Source organism: Streptomyces sp. 3214.6, assembly GCF_900129855.1.
Taxonomy (GTDB): Bacteria; Actinomycetota; Actinomycetes; order Streptomycetales; family Streptomycetaceae; genus Streptomyces; species Streptomyces soliscabiei.
Map to the genome: position 1 here is coordinate 1 of NZ_LT670819.1, position 18,249 is coordinate 18,249.

At 69.6% G+C, this 18,249-nt stretch carries 18 protein-coding genes and 1 pseudogene; 4 read left to right on the plus strand and 15 right to left on the minus strand.

What is annotated here, in order from left to right; genetic code table 11:
• Positions 1-2,544 (plus strand): hypothetical protein (locus B5557_RS00005; RefSeq protein WP_079657166.1); only part of this gene is annotated, 2,544 nt, incomplete at its 5' end.
• 187 nt (positions 2,545-2,731) lie between these two features.
• Here B5557_RS00005 and B5557_RS00010 read toward each other — a convergent pair.
• From B5557_RS00010 to B5557_RS00065, 14 genes and pseudogenes are all read right to left on the minus strand, one after another.
• Positions 2,732-3,391: a hypothetical protein gene (locus B5557_RS00010; protein ID WP_443031323.1), complete on the minus strand. Its 660-nt coding sequence runs from the start codon at positions 3,389-3,391 to the stop codon at positions 2,732-2,734.
• Positions 3,392-3,527: 136 nt separating this feature from the next.
• Entirely contained in the window at positions 3,528-4,139 is a 612-nt protein-coding gene (locus B5557_RS00015) for a restriction endonuclease (RefSeq protein WP_443031324.1), read from the minus strand.
• 86 nt (positions 4,140-4,225) lie between these two features.
• Complete coding sequence (locus B5557_RS00020) at positions 4,226-4,576, minus strand: hypothetical protein (RefSeq protein WP_079657169.1); 351 nt, start codon at positions 4,574-4,576, stop codon at positions 4,226-4,228.
• 284 nt (positions 4,577-4,860) lie between these two features.
• The gene (locus B5557_RS00025) at positions 4,861-5,886 is read right to left on the minus strand and encodes a hypothetical protein (RefSeq protein WP_079657170.1); all 1,026 of its coding nucleotides are present in this window, start codon (positions 5,884-5,886) and stop codon (positions 4,861-4,863) included.
• Positions 5,864-6,169 (minus strand): hypothetical protein, encoded by a 306-nt coding sequence (locus B5557_RS42375; RefSeq protein WP_107472530.1) that lies wholly within the window; start codon positions 6,167-6,169, stop codon positions 5,864-5,866. Before B5557_RS42375 ends, B5557_RS00025 begins: the two co-directional genes overlap by 23 nt.
• Positions 6,135-6,635, minus strand: coding sequence for a hypothetical protein (locus B5557_RS42380; RefSeq protein ID WP_107472531.1), 501 nt, complete (start codon positions 6,633-6,635; stop codon positions 6,135-6,137). The genes B5557_RS42375 and B5557_RS42380 overlap by 35 nt, the downstream gene beginning before the upstream one ends.
• A 121-nt stretch (positions 6,636-6,756) precedes the next feature.
• Positions 6,757-8,067, minus strand: coding sequence for a hypothetical protein (locus tag B5557_RS00035; RefSeq protein WP_079657171.1), 1,311 nt, complete (start codon positions 8,065-8,067; stop codon positions 6,757-6,759).
• 432 nt (positions 8,068-8,499) lie between these two features.
• Positions 8,500-8,889, minus strand: a complete 390-nt coding sequence (locus B5557_RS00040; protein WP_079664493.1) for a hypothetical protein — start codon at positions 8,887-8,889, stop codon at positions 8,500-8,502.
• A 171-nt stretch (positions 8,890-9,060) separates the two neighbouring features.
• Positions 9,061-9,183, minus strand: a pseudogene (locus tag B5557_RS46030) (plasmid mobilization protein); the annotation flags it as partial.
• A 164-nt stretch (positions 9,184-9,347) separates the two neighbouring features.
• Positions 9,348-9,890 carry an NUDIX hydrolase gene (locus tag B5557_RS00045; RefSeq protein ID WP_079657172.1) on the minus strand — a complete coding sequence of 181 codons (543 nt, stop codon included), beginning with the start codon at positions 9,888-9,890 and terminating at the stop codon, positions 9,348-9,350.
• A 5-nt stretch (positions 9,891-9,895) separates the two neighbouring features.
• Complete coding sequence (locus B5557_RS00050) at positions 9,896-11,017, minus strand: adenosylhomocysteinase (RefSeq protein WP_079657173.1); 1,122 nt, start codon at positions 11,015-11,017, stop codon at positions 9,896-9,898.
• Positions 11,018-11,070: 53 nt separating this feature from the next.
• The gene (locus B5557_RS00055; protein ID WP_079657174.1) at positions 11,071-11,529 is read right to left on the minus strand and encodes a hypothetical protein; all 459 of its coding nucleotides are present in this window, start codon (positions 11,527-11,529) and stop codon (positions 11,071-11,073) included.
• A complete protein-coding gene (locus B5557_RS00060) occupies positions 11,526-11,927 on the minus strand; it encodes an ATP-binding protein (RefSeq protein WP_079657175.1) in 402 nt (133 codons plus the stop codon). The genes B5557_RS00055 and B5557_RS00060 overlap by 4 nt, the downstream gene beginning before the upstream one ends.
• A gap of 8 nt (positions 11,928-11,935) precedes the next feature.
• Positions 11,936-12,358: a hypothetical protein gene (locus B5557_RS00065; protein WP_079657176.1), complete on the minus strand. Its 423-nt coding sequence runs from the start codon at positions 12,356-12,358 to the stop codon at positions 11,936-11,938.
• Positions 12,359-12,513: 155 nt separating this feature from the next.
• Here B5557_RS00065 and B5557_RS00070 point away from each other — a divergent pair, with 155 nt between their 5' ends.
• Genes B5557_RS00070 through B5557_RS00080 form a run of 3 tightly spaced genes read left to right on the plus strand, consistent with a single transcriptional unit; the run spans position 12,514 to position 15,033 of the window.
• Positions 12,514-13,614 (plus strand): helix-turn-helix domain-containing protein, encoded by a 1,101-nt coding sequence (locus B5557_RS00070; protein WP_079657177.1) that lies wholly within the window; start codon positions 12,514-12,516, stop codon positions 13,612-13,614.
• A gap of 17 nt (positions 13,615-13,631) precedes the next feature.
• Positions 13,632-14,297, plus strand: coding sequence for a YdcF family protein (locus tag B5557_RS00075; RefSeq protein ID WP_079664494.1), 666 nt, complete (start codon positions 13,632-13,634; stop codon positions 14,295-14,297).
• On the plus strand, positions 14,242-15,033 hold the full coding sequence (locus tag B5557_RS00080; RefSeq protein ID WP_079657178.1) for a WbqC family protein: 792 nt from the start codon (positions 14,242-14,244) through the stop codon (positions 15,031-15,033). Before B5557_RS00075 ends, B5557_RS00080 begins: the two co-directional genes overlap by 56 nt.
• Before the next feature lie 2,655 nt (positions 15,034-17,688).
• Here B5557_RS00080 and B5557_RS45585 read toward each other — a convergent pair.
• A complete protein-coding gene (locus B5557_RS45585) occupies positions 17,689-17,823 on the minus strand; it encodes a hypothetical protein (protein WP_269460198.1) in 135 nt (44 codons plus the stop codon).
• Positions 17,824-18,249 lie beyond the last annotated feature (426 nt).

Here is an 18,249-nt window from a genome sequence, read left to right on the forward strand (position 1 = left end):
GATGTGACGGCGGCGGTGCCGGGGGTGTTGCCGTTGTACGTGCGGCGTGCTCACGATGAGGTTCTGCGTTCGGTGGTGGATCAGGCCGCTGGTGGCGCGAGCCGGATGGTGGTGCTGGTCGGTGAGTCGTCCTCGGGCAAGACGAGGGCGTGCTGGGAGGCGGTGGCAGAGCTGCCGGCCGGGTGGAGGCTGTGGCATCCGCTCGATCCGTCGCCCGCCCAGGCGCTGGCGAACGCATTGCAGGAGGGGATCGCTGCGCGCACCGCGATCTGGCTCAACGAGTTGCAGCAGTATGTCGGCGATCAGGCTGGCGCATTGGCCGGGCAGGTGGCGGCTGGTCTGCGGGCGTTGCTGCAGGACAGCATGAGGGAGCCGGTGCTCGTCCTGGGGACTGTCTGGCCGGAGTTCTGGAGCAGGCTGACCGCGCCCGCGGTCCCAGGCCGGAGTTCTGGGCACGCGCAGACGCGGACGTTGCTCGAGGGCAAGGGTGTGTTCGTGCCTGCTGCGTTCGAGGCGCAGGAGCTGGAGGATGCGCGGACGGTGGGCGGCCACGATGTGCGGTTGGCTGATGCTCTGGCCCATACCGTGGGCGGGCGGATCGCTCAGCACATGGCAGGGGCTCCGGCGCTGCTCGAGCGTTACCGGACGGCGCCGCCCGCGGCCCGTGCGGTGATCGGCGCGGCCATGGACGCGAGCAGGCTGGGCGGGGCGACGCTGGTGGGGCGGGATTTTCTGCAGGCGGCCGCCGAGGGCTACCTCGGTGACGACGACTACGACGCGCTCGGCGAGGAGTGGCTTGAGGATGCTCTCGTCTACACGCAGCAGCCGAGCAAGGGAGTGCGCGGACTGCTGAGCCGCGTGCGGGCCCGCCCGGGAACGGGTGGCCGGGGCGGGTGGCGGCTGTCCGACTACATGGACCACATCGGCCGCATCGAACGGCGCTACGCCGCTCCCCCGGCCTCGTTCTGGGCTGCGGCGCGCGAGTATCTGCCCGAGTCTCACGTCGTACGGGCTGTGGGGCAGGCGGCAGAGGCGCGCTGGCGTGATGCCGAGGCCGCCGGCCTGTATCAGCGGGCGCTGGACCTGGGGGATGTGAAGGCGGGGCAGGAGCTGGCCTGGCTGTGGCAGGAGCGTCAGCGGGCCGAGGAAGCCCGTTGTGTGCAGGAGCAGACCGCACTCGCCGGGGACGGTGAGGTCCTGGAGGAACTGCTGGAACAGATGTTGGAGCAGGAGCAGTACCAGCAGGCCGAACAGCTGGTGCGGGAGGCCGCTGGCCGCGGCAGTCCCACCGCCCAGCTCCACCTGGCCCGTGCGCTGATGCTGGACGGGGAGGCTGAGGAGGCCACCCGCTGGTACGCCGAGGTCGCCCGGTGCAGTGATCCGGGCATCCTACGCGCCTACGCCGACGATCTGCGTGAGCGAGGAGACCTGGACGGGGCGCGGGCGGCTTTGCGCTCGGCGGGCGACCGTCACGCAATGGGGGAACTGGCCGCTCTCGCGACGGGGGCGGCCGAGGTGGAGGAGGTTGCCAGGGAGGCCTTCGCAGCGGGCGAGGCCACCCCGTTGAAGGACCTGGCCGAGCGGGCCGAGGCCGAGGAGCGGGCCGCTGACGCGGAGCGGCTGTATGGGGACGCGATCAGTGTCTTCGAACGCCGGCGTCGGCAGAGGGAGGAGGGCGTTGATCTCATCGACTTCGAAGCGGGTCCTCGGTCCCTGCTCGATTACCTCAATGCTGCCGTGCTGCCCATGCCGCCCGGGGAGACCTGGGCGCTGCGCCAGCTGGTGGCCCTGCTGGACGCCACGCAGGGCCAAGCCGCGGGCGACGACGCGCTCGGGCAGGTCGCCCGGGCCGGGAACTCCTGGGCGCTGGAGCGGCTGCTGCGGCGGCTGCACGAGCGCGGGCAGGACCACGAGGCACAAGCGCTGCTGGACAGTGAGGTGGAGCGGGGCACCCCGTGGGCGCTGTGGGTGCAGGCGCACCGTGCTGTGCACGACGAGAACGTCCCCGACGACGTCCGCCGCGCGCTGCTGGAGCGTGCGGCAGCTGCCCGTGTGGGGCAGGCAGTGAGGACGCTAATGGAACGGGCCGAGCAGGCCGAGCGTCGGGAGGAAGCCGACCAGTGGGCGCTGCACGCCGCTGCCCGCAGCTACACCACGCCGCTGTGGAAGCTGGTGCAAGGTCGCGAGGAGGCCGGCCTGGGGGAAGAGGCCGAGCAGCTTGCCTGGAGGGCACCGGCCGGCCAGCGGTCGTGGACGCTACGGCGCCTGGCCCAGGGCCGTGCCGGGGAGCAGGCCGTGCCCTTGCTGCGGCGCGCCTACGACGAGGCTCTGGCGTGGGCGCCAGGCATGCTCGCCGAACGCCTGGAAAAGGCAGGTGAGTTCGTCGAGGCCGAGCGCCTCGCGCGGCAGGCTGCCGACGCGGGTGACCGGCAGGCACTGAAAGAGCTGGCCGCGCGGCGCAAGGATGATGATCCCGACCGGCAGTGGCAGGCGCTGCTGGCGAACGGGCTGACGGCCGAGGGCAGTCCTGCCGCTCCATGGTGACCGTGCCGGAAGAGGTGGATGGCGTCTGTGCGGGGTTCGACACCAGGGCCATAGCCCAGGCGGATCTTGTCCAGGGCGCAGGCGTAACCGAAACGCGGCAGGCCTTCTTCCTCTGCGAGGTGTCGACGGGCTCCTAGCTGTCCCGGGCGCCGCGCTGGACGCGGCAACGCCAAGGCGTCGCAGTGGGTCAGCCGAGGCCGAGGCGGCTGAGCGCCGTGGTCCAGTCGGTGACGATCGCCCGCTGCGCGGCGGCGAGTGAGACCTGCCCGGCGCAGACCGCGGTATGCAGCTTGGTCTCCACCGGGTCCTTCTTGTTGTTCACCCCGGCACCCTTCTTGTGGCCCGGATCGGCCGGCTCGACCCACAGGTTGCGCGGGTCGTTGGGGTCACCGCCCAACTGCAGGCTGATCAGGTGGTCGTACTCCGCGTCGCCCATGCGGCCGGTGTAGCCGTACGAGGCCGCATTCAGCCTCTTCTCCTTGCCCGTCACGTACGCCGAGGGGCGCACGCCGGACGTGTAGCCGCCCTTGCGGCAGATCGTCGACTTCAGGTTCGCCTGCGTCACCGCCGGTGAGATCGCGCCCGGCGTGCAGTTCGGGTCTTCGAGGGGCTCGTCGTGCTCGTAGCGGTAGTGGCAGGAGCCGGCGGCCGGCTGCTGCTGGACCGTGTAGTGCTTCTGCGGGCCCGCCCCGACTGCGATCGCCTTCCCCGAGGACGATCCCGGCGCCCCCGCCACGGGAGGTGCGCTTGCGGACGGCGCCGACGAGCCAAGCGAGACGGGCCCACAACCCGCCAGCAGCAGGCAGGCGAGCAGGACAGGCGGCATGGTACGGCGGGCAGAACGCATGACGATCCCTCACAGGGCAGATGGTGACTGAGCAGATGCTCCCCCATACCCGCACCGCCCTACCGCGCGGGGTGCGGCGCAACGGCGCGTGCTCGCGTCCAGCGGCGCGCTGTCACACCCCGCGGACAGGCGAGATTCAGGAGAGGTGTGAGGGTTTGCGGGGTGGGGGGAGCGCGGACAGCAGTTCCCATAGCGGCCGTGATCCCGCGGCCCAGGAACCGAGCACCTGACGGTCGACGAGGTGCAGCCGCTGCTGCCGGGCAAAAGCACGGCCGGGCTGGGTGATCCTGCCGTTGGTGACCATCACCACGATGTCCGCCTTGTGGACCGGGCGTCCCGTTCCGTTGAGGACCTGCAGCTCTGGAGTGCCCACCGCGGCGCCCCGTTCACCCTGTCGCCGGTGCTTGCACTGGATGACCCAGCGCCGGCCCTGCGGGTCGGTCGCCTTCACGTCCGCTCCCAGATCGCCCTGCCCGCCGACCTGGACGGCGTCGGTGCAACCGTCCCGCTTCATCAGGTCACGGACGGCATACTCGAACTGGCGGTGAGCGAGTGCATCCAGCTGGGCCAGCCCGTAGCGCAGGGCACGTGCTTGCGCCTGCTCCCACTGCATGCGCTGCCTGCGCTGCTGCCACCACCCGAGGGTAGCCAGAGCAGTGAAGAGGCTCATGGCGAGCAGCAGCCACCAGTGCGCGAGCAGCCAGTTGACCACCGTCACTATGAGGCCGACCGCAGCGACTGCAACCACGGTCAGGACAGCGATCGGGGCGTCTGGCTGGTGGCGCCGACGCCTGGAGCGCCGAGTGGGCCGCCGCCGGGCCGGCGGGCGCCGGCTCATCGTCCACTGCCCAGGGCAGAGAAGTCGACCGGGTACGACACACTCGGCGCCGGTGTGGCCCTCCGCGGCGTGGGGGTGTCGAACTTGATCGGGTACGACACCGTCGGGTGCGGAACAGCCCCCCGTGGGGCGTCGTTGGTGGCGTGGTCGAAGCGGATCGGGTAAGTCACTGACGGCGTGTGCCGCACGCTGCCCGCTGCGCCAGCTCCCTCGGTGTTGCCGAAGCCGAGTACCGCCAGACCGACGGCGGCGAAGATGGTCATCTCCCGGCGGGCGCCCGGCGCCCAGCGGAAGTGTCCGCGTACTGGCGTTCCGTCGGAGCGCACGTACGGTCGGACAAATGGCATGTGGTCCTCCCTCAAAAGCTCGTGAGTTCCCCGCGATCACTGTCATGCTGATGGGTGCCACTGACAGTGGATCAACCCTGGTGGCTCAACTCAGCTGCTTTCAGGGTGAGTTCAGGACAGGCCGAGCGGACTGCCCCGCTGTCGGGGCCTCCTTGCCCGAGCGCGGCGGCTGGATGCCGGATGTGCGGGGTTACCCGCGGCGGGGTCGTGGAAGGCGGCTTCACCTGGAAAGTCGGGTCACGCCAGCCTTCATTGCCCGGGCACGCATCACGGCTGTGTGCCGGTCAGCGCCCCAGCAGACAGTGGCAGATCCGGCCATTTCGGCCTACAGCCTCCAAGTGGCGAAAAATGAGGCCCGAACGGCTGGAGCCCGGGGGTCGACTCCGCACGGACTTGGCCGGGCAGGTAGGACGGCGCCAGCGCGTCTCACGCAGGGCGGTTCGTACGGGAGAGCCGTGAGGGTGTCGTGGCATCGGTGAGCGCAGCCCTTCAGCACCGATCGACCAGTGCGCGAAGCTTGGGGGTGAGCTCGGGGTGGTCTCCACGGGAGGCGGACTGCAGTAACTCGGCGCAGACCACGAGGAGAGCCGTCCGGCCTGCTGGGCTGTCCAGGAGCGGGGCGAACTCCCTTCGGATGTGTGTGGCAGCGCCCGGGGCGAGTTGGGCGTAGGCGTAGAGCATGGCGATGTCGTAGCCGCGGGGGGGGCGAGACCCCAGCCCTCCCAGTCGAGCACGGTGGCGTCCTGCGTGAGGTTGGCGGCGTGGAAGTCGCCGTGTGCGCAGTCCCAGTGCTGGATCTGGGGCGCCGGTTGGCCGGTGTATTCGGGGACGGCGCGGGAGATCCACTGCTGGCGTACGGCCGTGCGGTCCGTGGGGGTGGCGGCGATGGCCGACAGGGTCGTGCGGATCGTGGCGAACCATGCGTTGGTCAGGTCGAGTTCGTGGCGCAGGACCGGGTCTGGGGAGAGCACTGGTTCGTCGATGTACGCGGTCAGTTCGGTGCGGTAGGCGTACCCGTCGCCGATGTGGTCGTGCAGGGCGTGAAGTGGGGGTTTGCGGACAGTGGGGAAGGCGGTGTGGGCCCGCTCTGTGCCCTCCCAGAGCTTGCCGCCGGCCTTGTGTTCGGGCACAGACAGCAGGCGCAGCCAGCACGCGCCGTGCTCGGGGTGGACGGCGCGGTGGCTGAGTGTGCGGCCGTGCCAGCCCCACGTCTGCGGGCCCTGGATGGTGGCACCGAGTGCGGCGGCCGCGTGCGCGAGCGCGGCCGCCATGCGCTTGGCGTCGTCGTCAGAGGGGGGCGGCGAGTACATCGAGGACCGTCCGTAGTGTGGCGGGAGGGATGGCGGGTGCGCTGGTCACGGCGAGCGCGTCATCCCAGTGTGCCGCCCGGCCGGTGGCCAGAAGCACTTTTCTCACGCCCGGGCACGAGGCGGCGGCCGCCAGGCATGCGGCAGCCACGCTGGCGCCCTGATGGACGAGGGCGGCGATCTCGGGCGTGGCCAGCGTGAGCAGTTCCCCGCCGTGCAGCGGGGCGGAGGCGTGGACCTCCCAGCCGCGGTCAGCCGCTTGCGGTATCGGCCCGCGACCGTTCATGGCTTCGTCGAGGTGAGTGTCCATGATCAGGCTGACGGGCAACTGCAGGGCGCGCAGCTGGTGTTCGCTGGTTTCCGGCCGCCTCGCGGGCCAGTTGGTCCAGCAGGGGCACGGTAAAGGCGTTCTGGGTGAAGCCGTTCCATGTGGCTACGCCGTAGGCGGCGATCTCTTTGGCGTGTGCTGCTTCTTCCAGGACGGCGAACGCCGCCCGCAGTGCGCCGGCCAGGTGGCGCCGGTCGCCCCGGCGGTGGCGTTCGGGATTGTGCAGGAACACCGCATCCAGCCTCTGTCGGCCCAGCTCGGTGCGACTGCGGGCGGTCTGCCAGCGCACGAACTCCGCCGCGATGCTGTGCCGGACCTGCGCTGCGGGGATGACGCCGGCGGCGCAGGCGGCCTGCGCCGTGAGGAAACCGGCTTTCGTTGCGACATGGAGTTCGGGGTGGTCGGCGAGAACCGGGGCCAGCAGCCGGTGAGCCTGCCCCTGGCAGTAGTTGGGGGCGGTATCGACTCAGGCGGACGGAGAGCTGGCCGCGCGGTGCCGGGCGATGCTGCGGTCATGAGCACAGGGTCTCGCGCACCACTGACAATCAGATCCCGTGGATCACCGGCTCGGCTGCGGGTGTGGCGGTCAGCGTGATGGTCCCGCCCCACTGTGCTGGGTAGGACTCGATTTCTTGCCGGGTGATGGGCGTGGTGCCGACAGTTTCTGCCTGCTCTCCGGCTTGGTCGAAGGCGTCGATGCTGTCGTAGTGCCTGACGTCCGTGACGCGGGCGAGCTGGGCGCCGTCCTTGCTGGTGAAGACGAAGTGGTAGGGCTCGCTCGCGGTCACGTGGTGCCAGGGCCGGGCTGGCAGATGCATGGTGATCGGCAGGCCGTCGCCAAGGCGGGCGAAGAGGCCTGTGCCGATGCGGAATTCATGCGCCGCCGTGTCGATGCGGGAACGTGCGTCGCTCACGGTCTGGCGTCGCCGCTGGTGCTCGCGCTGCATGTCGCGGTGCTGCTTGGCGTCGGCCAGAAGGCGTTCGAGGTCGGCGATGTAGGCGTCCTCGCGCGCGTCTCGGGCCTCGGTCTGTTCCTGCTGCGAGCGGTCCCAGGCTTTGCGCCGCGCGGTCTGCTCCTCGTCGGTGAGGTCATCGTGAAGGTCATCCAAGGCCCGGCTGGCGGGCAGGTCGGTCATCGGGATGCCGCGGTGCCCTGCGGCCAGGTGCTTCGTGCTCTGCTCCACAGTGTGCTGCAGCGCGGCGGTTCCCATGACCATGGCGACGTGCCACCACCGGGCCATGGCCCGATCCAGGGCGGGGCCGTGCTCGGCGGTCGTCATTTCCTGCCATGCCCGGACCCGCTCGTCCGGGCTTAGGGAGTCGAGGATGCCCAGCACAGTGCGAGGAACGTCCGCGATCTTCGTCAGGGTGGGGAGGTCGTCCAGTTCGTGCGGGCTCCAGCAGGACAGGAACACATCGTCGCCGGCGCGCGGGTCCGGCTTGGTCCAGGGCACGAACACCAGCTCGACGCTCTCGGCGGTCGGGCGGGCCCGGTGGGTGACGATGAGCCCGGCTGTCTCGACGCACCACGCGGTCACTGCCAACGCGTCGGCGTCGCGCGCGTCCAGCTCACGGGCCTGCTGCTCGAGCGAGCGGGCGTACTTCTCGGCATAGTCGGGCAGCTCGGCGGCGACCAGGCTGAGGAGCCGGTCGGGGGTGCGCTCTGCGCGGCCGGGAATCGGAACCTCAGTGCGGTCCCGTCGAAGGTCGGGCTCCTCGCCGTCCCGCGCGAACAGAGCGTCGGTGAGGGCGTCGCGGGCAGCGGTGTACCCGTTCCCGGTTCCAGTCAGGCCGTCGGCGGTCGCCGTCCACTGGCCGTGTTCGTCCTGCTCGATGGTCGCGACGTAGACGCTCACGATGTCACTCCATTCGTCCCGGCAGACGAACGAGCCTAACCCTCGGGCAGCGGTGCTGCGTCCCTGTCCCCGAGCTCCGACGGAGCGGACGCCGGGCCCTGGGGCGATTGTCGTATGACGGGTGACGATGATGTGCTGAAGCGGGCCGTGGCGGAGTTGAAGGCGGCGCAGGCCTAGGTGACCGCTGCCCGCCGACGGCTGTCCGCGACGATCGTCGCGGAGTGTCGTGCCGGGGTTACGGTGCCGGAGCTCGCGGCGCGGACGGGGATGGACCCGGTGGCAATACGCAACGTGCTCGGGGTCGCTGGGCTGCCCTAGAAGATCAATTCCAAGGGATGCCTGCGGGGGTGTGGGGTGGGCAGCGGCCGAAGCCCCCGTGAGACGGTCCGGTGGCAGGCTGTCGGCCCTGGTTGTCGACGTGGCACCGGGCGGTCAGGCGTCGTGGTCGGCTTCGGGGTGCGTGAACCGCACGGGCTTGCCCAGGGACCGGGCGTAGGTGATTTCGGCTCGGGTGCTGTCTCCGATGTAGTCGCCGACTACGAGCACCTCATCAGCGAGCCGGATCTTCGCTCGGTGCAGATCGTCGAGTCGAACCTTCAGCGCCTCAGCCTCGACAGGATCGGACCAGAGTTCGTGCGGCGACTTCATGTCACAGCCCGGTTTGACGACAATCTTTCCGGCTTTGGTCTCCCGCAGATCAGCGTAGGTCATCTCGGTCATGAAGCGGGTGGAGCCGCAGATCACGACGATGCGCGGGAGGCTCAGCTGCTTCTTCGCGTCGGCGATCCTGTCCTCGCGGGTGAGCAGTTGCGGGTATGCCACTGGTTCCTCGCCAGCGTGGTGCAGGCGCCGGTCCAGCTCGGCGTCGAGGGTGTCGTCGGTGTCGATGAGGAAACCGGGCTTGAGGAACTCTTCGACGCTCTGCCCGCGCCGCGCGGCGATCTCCTGGAGCAGGGCGTTCTTGAGCTCCCCGTCGTGGGCCCTCTGGGCTGCGGCCTGCCGGATGTAGTCGTCGATCGGGATGCCGTGCTGGGCGGCTTGCTCGGTGAGGGCCGCGTACTCGTCTGCGGAGAAGGTCACTGTGATCGTGGTGCCGAAGGAGTTCATGGCCGCCATGGTTCTCCCGCCGGTGCCCTTTTGTGAAAACTCGGCCCCTTCAGCCCTTCCGGCCCTCCGGCGTCTGAGGCAGCAAGCCCGTGACCAAGTGGTTTCCGGTCCGGGCTTGCAGCGGCAGTGCGGTGTTCAGGGGCGGCCGCAGGCGGCCTGCTGGCCGTGATGGTTCAGCGCAGGGCTGCGGCGATGCGGGATCGGAGTTGAGGGTCGGTGATCTGGTCGAGGTTGCGCCAGGCGGCGTCGGAGACCTCTTCGGTCTGGAGTTGGCCGATGTCAGCGGTGGTGCGGAAGAGGAACCGGAAGTCGAAGTGCTGGTGGGCGGGTTCATCCTTGGCGGGGTTGGCGTCGATGGGGTGGATGTCGATGTGGAGTGGGGTCTCGCCGTGCGGAGTAACCACGTGGGGCGGGATGCCGGTCTCCTCGGCGAGTTCGCGGCCAGCGGCCTGCAGGAGCGTCTGGTCGGAGGGCTCCAGATGGCCACCAGGCAAGAGCCATTTCTGGGCCGCGTTGTGGAGAATGTGCAGGATGCGGCCGTCGGGGTCGACGAGGATCGCGCCGGCGGTGACGTGGCCGGGCAGCGTCTTGCGGCTGGTGAGGTCGTCGCCGTCTTCGATCAGGCCAAGAACGACGCCGAGCTCGCCCTTGTCCTCGGGGTGCTGATCCAGGTAGGCGGCGATGGTGGTGCGGATGTGGTCTGCCGTGATGGGCATGGTGATCACCTGTTGAAGTAGGAGAGCCAGGTCGCCGCGATGGCTTCGCGGTCGGGTGCGGGGACCTCATGGATGCCGGGGGCGAGGTCTTCGCGGGTGAGCATCCTGATCGCGGCGAGGATCTCGGCCTGGACCAGGAAGATGAACGGCCCAACGCTGGCGCCGTGGATGAAGTTGACGGCATTGCCACCGTTCGCCAGATAGAAGTAGTGGCCGGTGGTCCGGTAGCGGGTGACGTGGTCGCCGACGATCGTGCGGGTGTAGACGGCCGGGAGCCCTGCGAGGTCGAGTTCGTCCTCGCTGGAGGTGACGGTGGCGACGTAGGCGCCGTTGCGCAGGTGGGAGAAGTCCTCGCCGCGCAGGGATATCGCACCGGTCGCGCAGAGCACGAGGCCGGCGCCGGTGAGGGCGGTCTCGCGGTCGCGGGCGACGGTGAAGCCCTGGGACAGGGCCTGGGTGCGGCGGACCGGGTTGATATCGAAGACGGTGACCTGCACTCCCTTAGCCTGCAGAAGCCGGGCGATCGAGGAGCCGAGCTTCCCGAAGCCGATCACAAGGGCCGGGCGGCCGTGGAGAATGTCGCCGCGACCGCGCATGACGGCCTCGGTAGAAAAGACCACGGACTGGCCGACGAGGAAGTCCTCGGGGTCCTTCAGCGGGGACCGGGCGACGGAGATGACGGGGCAGGGCAGTTTGTCGAGGTCCGCATAGCGGCGGTGCCCGTTCTCGGTGTCCTCGATCACCCCGGCGATCCGGCCGGTGAACCGGCTGTGGACCTCGGCGAGGGTGGGGGCGAAGTAGCCGCCGACGTCCAGCAGGCAGACCGTCTCGCCCGCGGCCCTCGACTCGAGATAGTCCAGGGCGTCATCGGGCTCGGTGAACATCTCGCGGGTGAGGGTGTCGACGGGGACGGTCTGCTCGACCTCGCGCTTCGCGGCCGGGTGGATGGACTTCGGCTTGGGCAGCACCGCGGTGAGCCGGGTCATCGCGGCGACGGCCTGGACGAACGCGGACCGCTCCGGCAGCAGGTGCGTGACCAGGAACGAGGCGGTCTGCTCATCTGGGACGAACTGGGTGGCGATCCGGGCGAAGTAGGCGTCCAGCCGGGCGCGTTCGAAGGTTTCCATGGCAGTTCCCTCTCATCCGTTCAGTCCGGGGGCCGTGCGGGAAGATCCACGGTTCAGCGGGTGCGGGCGCGTCCGAACAGCAGCCGGTCGGCCGTAAGAGCGGCATCCAGGTAGCTGTCGAGCCGGGCGGCGTCGGCGCTCTGCGGCAGCGGGTCCAGTCCGAGCAGGAGGACGGCCTCGCCGTTGCGGGCGACCAGCTCGGTCCAGGACCTGCGGGCGGGCAGCCGCAGCCTGCGGGAGGCGCCGGGGAGGTGCATCAGCACCTGGTCGCCGACGATCTGCAGACACCGGTCGAGCTCCGGGACGACCTCCCGATGGCCGGTCAGGGAGCCGAGGCTGTCCGACAGCCGCCGCATCCGGGCCTCGACGGTGTCGCCGGTCAGGGCCGGGGTGTGGGCGATCAGGATGTGCGCGACCTCGCGGCCGTCCGGGCCGGTGCCCGGCCAGGTCCAGGACGCGAGCGAGACCAGCAGCCGCAGTTCCGGCCCCTGTGGGGTGAGAGTGACGGTCATGACGACGTCCCTCCCGTGGCCTTGAAGCAGGACCAGACGATCTTCCCGAACGGGGTGCGGTCCTGAACGCCCCAGCCGTCGGCGAGCACACTGACCAGCGTCAGGCCGCGCCCGGACAGGTCCGTGTCGGCAGCCTGGCGAGCCGCCGGGTGCTGGCGGCGGCTGTCGTGCACTTCCAGGCGCACTTCGTCCTCGTCGGCATCCAGCTTGACCAGGAAACCGTGGCCGGCGACGGTCCCGTGGACCAGGGCATTGGTGGCGAGCTCGGAGACGCAGACCCGGATGTCCTCAGCGCGGTCTTGAAAGCCCCAGTTGCCCAACGCGTCCGTCGTGAACTTTCGTGCCTGGCCGATGGATTCGGGCCGGGCGTCGAAGAACCGCTGGATCGTCTCGGTCATCGTCGCCCTCATGACTCGGAGTCCAGGACGCGGGTGGTTCCCGGACTGCGGCGTCGGACGGGGCCGCCGCGGGAGATGGGCGGATGTGCGGTGCGGCGGACCAGCAGCAGCCGGGAGCCGGCCGCCTCGATCCGGCGCCCGCGCTCAGCAGCTATGGCCTTCGGCCCCAGGTGCGACATGGCCGGGGCGATCACGCCATATATGTCCGGCAGGGCCAGCACGTCCAACAGCCCGGTGAACGCCGCGGAGTCGGGCCCGGGACTCACGTCGCGGTCAGTGAAGACGCCGGACAGCTGCAGTTCGTGGATGCGGCAGTACTCGGCGAGCGAGGCGGTCAGCGCCGCCTGCCGGGCCGTAGACACCTTCACCAGCCGCAGGAAGCCGTAGACAACCGGGCCGCTGACCAGGCGATGCTCCGTGAGGGGTTCCATACTGAAGACCGTCCAAAAGGCTCGGCAAGTGATGACCCCTTGAGCGTGGTCGATGCCCAACTCCCGGCCAATCACCGCCTGTTCTACTTCCGTTCCACTTCCGTCTCGCCGACAGCACGGACCGTGCTTCGATGACCGGTGGAAGGGAGCGACGCGTGGCGACCGTGCACCATTGGACCGGCCTGGAGGCCAAGGCCCTGCGGCTCGCCCTGCGACTGAGCGTGCGGGCCTTCGCCCAGCAACTCGGCCTGGCCGTTGCGACCGTCTCCAAGTGGGAGTCCAAACTCGCGGCCACCGAGCCCAGACCCGACACCCAGGCCATCCTCGACACCGCGCTCGGCCGCGCGGACGCCGCCGTCCACCTGCGCTTCGAAACGCTCCTGTCCGAAATGACCAGCGCCACGACCACCGCCCGGCGCCGCGTCACCACCTCCGGGCCCCGGGCCTGGGAATACGAGTCCTGGGCCGACGACTTGGACCGCGTCGTCGTCGCCCTGTCCCGGCAGAACTTCCCCTTCGCCGACAGCCTCCTGACCCGGTGGCTCGGCCGGTTCAAGGCACCCGAGCTGGACGAGAAGGGTCTGTATCTCTTCGCCCGCTCGACCGCCTTGCTCGGCGACCTCAAGCGCGACCAGGGCGTCGTCCTCGGCCCGCTCTCCGCCCAGCACTCCTATGCCGGCGCCCGCTCCGTCTTCACCCAGCTCGACATCCCCCGCCGCGTCGCCCAGCTCGACCTGTCCCTGGCCGTGGTCACCGAGATGTCCGGGAAGCTGGAGATCGCGGCCCGCAATTACGAGACCCTCGCCGTCGATGACCGGCTTTCGCGCCGTGACCGCGCAAGGGCCCGGCTGTGGGTGGGGACCGCGCTGAGCAAGGACGGCAACCACGACTATGCGACCCGCGTCATGCAGGCCGCGACCCGCGACTTCGAAGACCTCCAGGAACCCGACGACTGGTCGGTGGCCCATCAGAAACTCGCCCTCGCCCGACGCGGCGCCGGCGATCTCACCCAGGCCCTGCACTTCATCGGCATCGCCCGCAACAGCGGGACCACCGAATCACCGATGCAACGCGTGCGACTGGACACCGCTCATGGCCACATCCTGCTCTCGGACGCAGCGACCCGGGATGATGGACTCCTCGTCCTCGACCAGGCCGCCAGGACAGCCGCGCAGTACGGACTCGTGCACCAACTGCGCAGTATCGAGGGCATCAAGGCCATGAGCGAGGGGCCGACCGGCCCCCGGCAACGGTGACCAGGGAGAACACAGACGTGGGCGACAACCAGCAGACCATCACCGAGGACCAGTGGCGCCAGGCCAAGCTGATCTGGGACTACCACCAGATGAGCCACGAGCTGCGGCCCGTCGATGTGGCGATCGGGCTGGGCAGTCACGACCTCGGCGTGGCCGCCCATGCCGCCGAGCTGTATCGCTCCGGGCTCTTCCCGACCCTGGTCTTCACCGGCGGCAACAGTCCCACCACCGCCAAGGTCTTCCCGCGCGGGGAGGCCGTGCACTTCCGCGAGCACGCCATCGGCCTCGGCGTCCCCGCCGAGGCGATTCTGCTGGAGCCGAACGCGTCCAACACCGGGCAGAACATCACGCTCTCGCGTGAGGTCCTCGCCGCCGCCGGGATCCGGCCGAAGACCGTGCTGCTGGTCTCCAAGCCCTATATGGAAAGGCGCTCGTTCGCGACCGCCCGCAAGCTGTGGCCCGACGTCGAGATCCTGTGCGCGTCGGAGCCGCTGGAGTTCGACGACTACCTGAAGTCCATCGGCGACGAGAAGCTCGTCCTGGACATGCTCGTCGGCGACCTCCAGCGGGTCATCGAGTATCCGAAGCTCGGATTCGCCATCGAGCAGGAGGTCCCGGAGGACGTGCATGCCGCGTACGAATCCCTCATCCGCGACGGCTTCACCAGCCGACTCATCTCGTGACCTGCCCCAGCCGGGCGGACTGTGCGCGATCCACCAGCCGAACTTCCTGGCCCGGCTGACCACGCTGGCCAAGCTGTTCGCGGCAGACTACTGGATCGTCCTGGACGACGTGCAGTTCACCCGCCGCGACTACCAGCACCGAGCCCGCCTCGCGGACCTCGACGACCCCGCCGGTCAGCAATGGCTCACCATCCCCACCCGCCTGCCGAACGGTCGGCCCACCCTCATCCGCGACGCCGTGCTCGACGACCCCGGCCGGGCCCGCCGCAGGACCGCGGGGATGCTGCAGCAGCACTATGGGGCCAGCCCTCACTGGCCCGCCCTCGCCGAGGCCCTGGCCCCGGTGCTGGACTCCTTCACCACCGGACGGACCGCAACGGTCGCCGAGACCTCCACCCGCGTCCTGCTGGACCTGCTCGGCTGGCGGGGCCAGATCCTCACCAGCAGCCGCCTGCCCTCCCGTCCGGGCCGATCGGCCCGGCTCGCCGACCTGGCCGCCGCGGCCGGCGCCCGCACCTATCTGTGCGGGACCGGCGGCATGACCTATCTCGACCCCGCCCCGTTCACCGCCCAGAACATCGCCGTGGCTCCGTTCCGGCCGCCGACTGCTGGCATCTGGTCCTTCGGCCGCCGCCTCAGTGCCCTGTGGGCTCTCGCAAAACTCGGCCCGGACACCGTGGCCGACCGACTCCAGACCCTCGCCGCCGACCACACGGCCCCGCAACCCGCCGTCTGACCGCGGCTGTCCCCCCTCCGCGAGGAGGAGGGGACGTACCACTGAACGCCCCCAGTCACGTACGACTCCGCCGTGCACCATCGCGTACGGGACGCACCTCTGTCACATGCCCTCTTGGCTCCGGGCCGGGAGCCAAGGCAGGCCCGCACGCGGGTGCGGCGTCTCGGACAACAGGCAGCCAGAGATTCCGCTTAGGTCCGTTCGCGGAGTCGCAGAGCCATGTCGGCCTCCCGCGCGGTGGCCGCCAGCCCGGCGGCTGGCGCGGCGACGCTCTCACTCGTGTGACGAACGCCACACCGCCTCCGGCACGTCCGAAGAGACCGCTGAGCATGGGGCGGGGCGGCCGGATGCGGAACCGTGCACCCCTCCTCACCAGGGCTTCGGCTGCTTCGCTCCGTCCGTGACGGTGGAGGAGCCCTGCCGGAGTGCCCTCCGTTGGGCGACGAGCGGCTGGCACGAACCGCCAGAGAAGGCCCCTCCCCGCACGGAGCTCCTGCCGGGTGGGCAGCCGACACCCCGGCGTCTGCTCACTGCGCAAGGCGCCAGGAGAGCACCAAGGAGAGTCCCTCCGAATACCCGTGCCTAGGGGCCTTGGGCTGCACCTCGCCCGGTGGGACACGCCACCGCGGAACAGGCCAGCCGCACCTGGGATCAATCTCGTTGGGAATTCTGACGCCTACCTCTGCGCGTTCGTGTCCCGTCGTTCCGGCCCGCGCAACCACATATTCCTGTGTGGAGTTCAGGGTGGGGTGGTTCGGCTTCGGGGGCGTCCCTGTTCGCTTCGGAGACACGGCCCTCGGCTTCGGCAGCGTACCCGTTCGCTTCGGGAGCACTCTGCCGGGCTTCGAGGCCAGCCGGTCTCGCGGGGCAGGTCTCGGTCTCGATCTCGGTCTCGCGGACACAGGTTTTGGTCTCGCCTAGGTCTCGCGAGGAGGTCTCAACGACACAGGTCTCGTGTTCAACGGCTGCTGTCGCGACACGACGATGTCGTCCGTGTCGCCGGCGACGCCTTGTCCGCGGACATCCGGGGGACGGATCCGGGTGTCCGCCCGGATGTCCGACGGGTTATCCGCCGTGTCCGACGGGTTGTCCGCCCTCCCCTGCGGACAGCCGCCGCGCCTTGCACCCTCGCTGTGACACGGGCACGGCGACCTGTCACGGTTCGTGTCACGCCGTCACGGCGGACCGGGACGGACCGGAGTGGGAACCGTCCCCAGCGGACCGGGGACGGACCGGGCTGGGGACCGGAGTGGGGACCATGTGGGGAACCATCCCCACCCGGTCCCCAGCGCCCGAGGGGGACCACGCTCGGTGAGCGTGAACGCCGTCAACTGGTGAGCGTGAACCGAGCTCACCGCACCGGTTCACGCTCACCGACAACCGGGGTAGTTCCAGTCACCGCGCGGGCGGCATCGCCGCCGTACTACCGCACGCCGTGACGCACGTACAGCGCATGTACGGGTGCATTGCCGAGGTGCACGTACGGCGCCTGTACGGCGCACGTACGGCCCCGGCGAGGGAACGGACGAACTGCGGAGAACCCAGTTCCCGCATGGGTGGGAAGCACTTCGTAGATCACGTTCAGCTGCATCCGGTACGGCCGTACGTGCGCCGTACGGTACGACCGGTTCGGTCGTACCTCGGGGTTCTCGTACGGGTGCCGTACGAGCACGGTACGGACGTCGTAAGCGCACCCGTACCGGTTCGGATTACCGCTTCCTGATTGCCGGTTGGTGAGCGTGAACCGGTGCGGTGAGCTCGGTTCACGCTCACCAGTTGACGGCGTTCACGCTCACCGAGCGTGGTCCCGCTCGGGCGCTAGAGGCCGCGCGGGGCGGTACCCAATCCGTCCCCACCCCGGTCCGGCCCTGGTCCGCTGGGGACCGTCCCCACTTCGGTCCCCAGCCGGTCCGTCCCAGTTCCCCACCCGGCCCGCCGGAGACCGTCCCGGTCCGCGTTGTGGTCCGTCCCGGGTTCGCCGTGACGGCGTGACACGAACCGTGCCAGGTCGCCGGGCCCGTGTCACAGCGAGGGCGGATAACCCGTCGGACATCCGGGCGGACACCCGGATCCGTCCCCCGGATGTCCGCGGACAAGGCGTCGCCGGCGACACGGACGACATCGTCGTGTCGCGACAGCAGCCGTTGAACACGAGACCTGTGTCGTTGAGACCTCCTCGCGAGACCTAGGCGAGACCAAAACCTGTGTCCGCGAGACCGGCCCTGCCCGCGAGACCGGCAGCGTGGTCCCGAAACGAACGGGTACGCCCCCGAAGCCGAGGGCCGCGCCTCCGAAACGAACAGGGACGCCCCCGAAGCCGAACCACCCCACCCCGAAACACCACACAGGATGAGGAAACGAAATCACGCGGCAGGGGCGAATGGGAAAAATGAAATGCCAGCATTCGCGGGAATTGGAAGGCCCCGGGATTCGACAGTTTCCCGATTTGCAAATCGGGATCCGGAATTGATTAGGTTCCGTGAACGAGGAAACGGATGTATGCTGGTATCTGATCGCCCGTTCCGGGAATCCGGACAGATCGCTCGGTCCACAAATGAGTCGGGCCCCACGCCTCTGTTGCACGAGATCGTGGGGCCCCCGGTTCCGGACCTGAGATGGGCTCGGCCGTGGCATCGGCCGGGCCCATCGTTGCTGCTAGTACAGCTGCCAGAGCTTGTACACCCAGTACGCGGCCTGGCTGGCACGCGCGATCAGGATGCATATCTGGACGGCTGACTGCCGCTTGGTCCGGTCCGGCTTGGTTCCCTCGTTGAGGTCCCTGCCGGACACCGAATCACCTCCTCCCGGTAGACCAGCTGAAATCCACCGGAATTCTTGGAGGGGCGTCTCGACAGTAGCAGAATCGCGCCTACTGAAAAGCGGCCCTCCGAATGCGGCAACCCATGCGATGCAGCTAATGATGAGAGCCGGCCGGTGGTGCCGAGGGGCGGGTAATAGCTGGCTCACGCTCTGGACAAGTCTCACCGTGGTTCCGGTTGCGTCTCGGCTCCAAGCCGATGATCTTGGTTAGATTCTGGGCGCGGAGAGCCGGGTGGACCAGGTGATCCACTCGGCTACGACGTTGGCCACGGGGCTGTCGACCTCCTGAACGCTGCGGGCTCAGCAAAGAGCCAGGGGGAGGGGGAGCCCGGATCGCCTAGCGCGACCACGCTCGCACCGTGCGGCGGCGCGGCCTGTTGTCACCAGTCGCGCCGC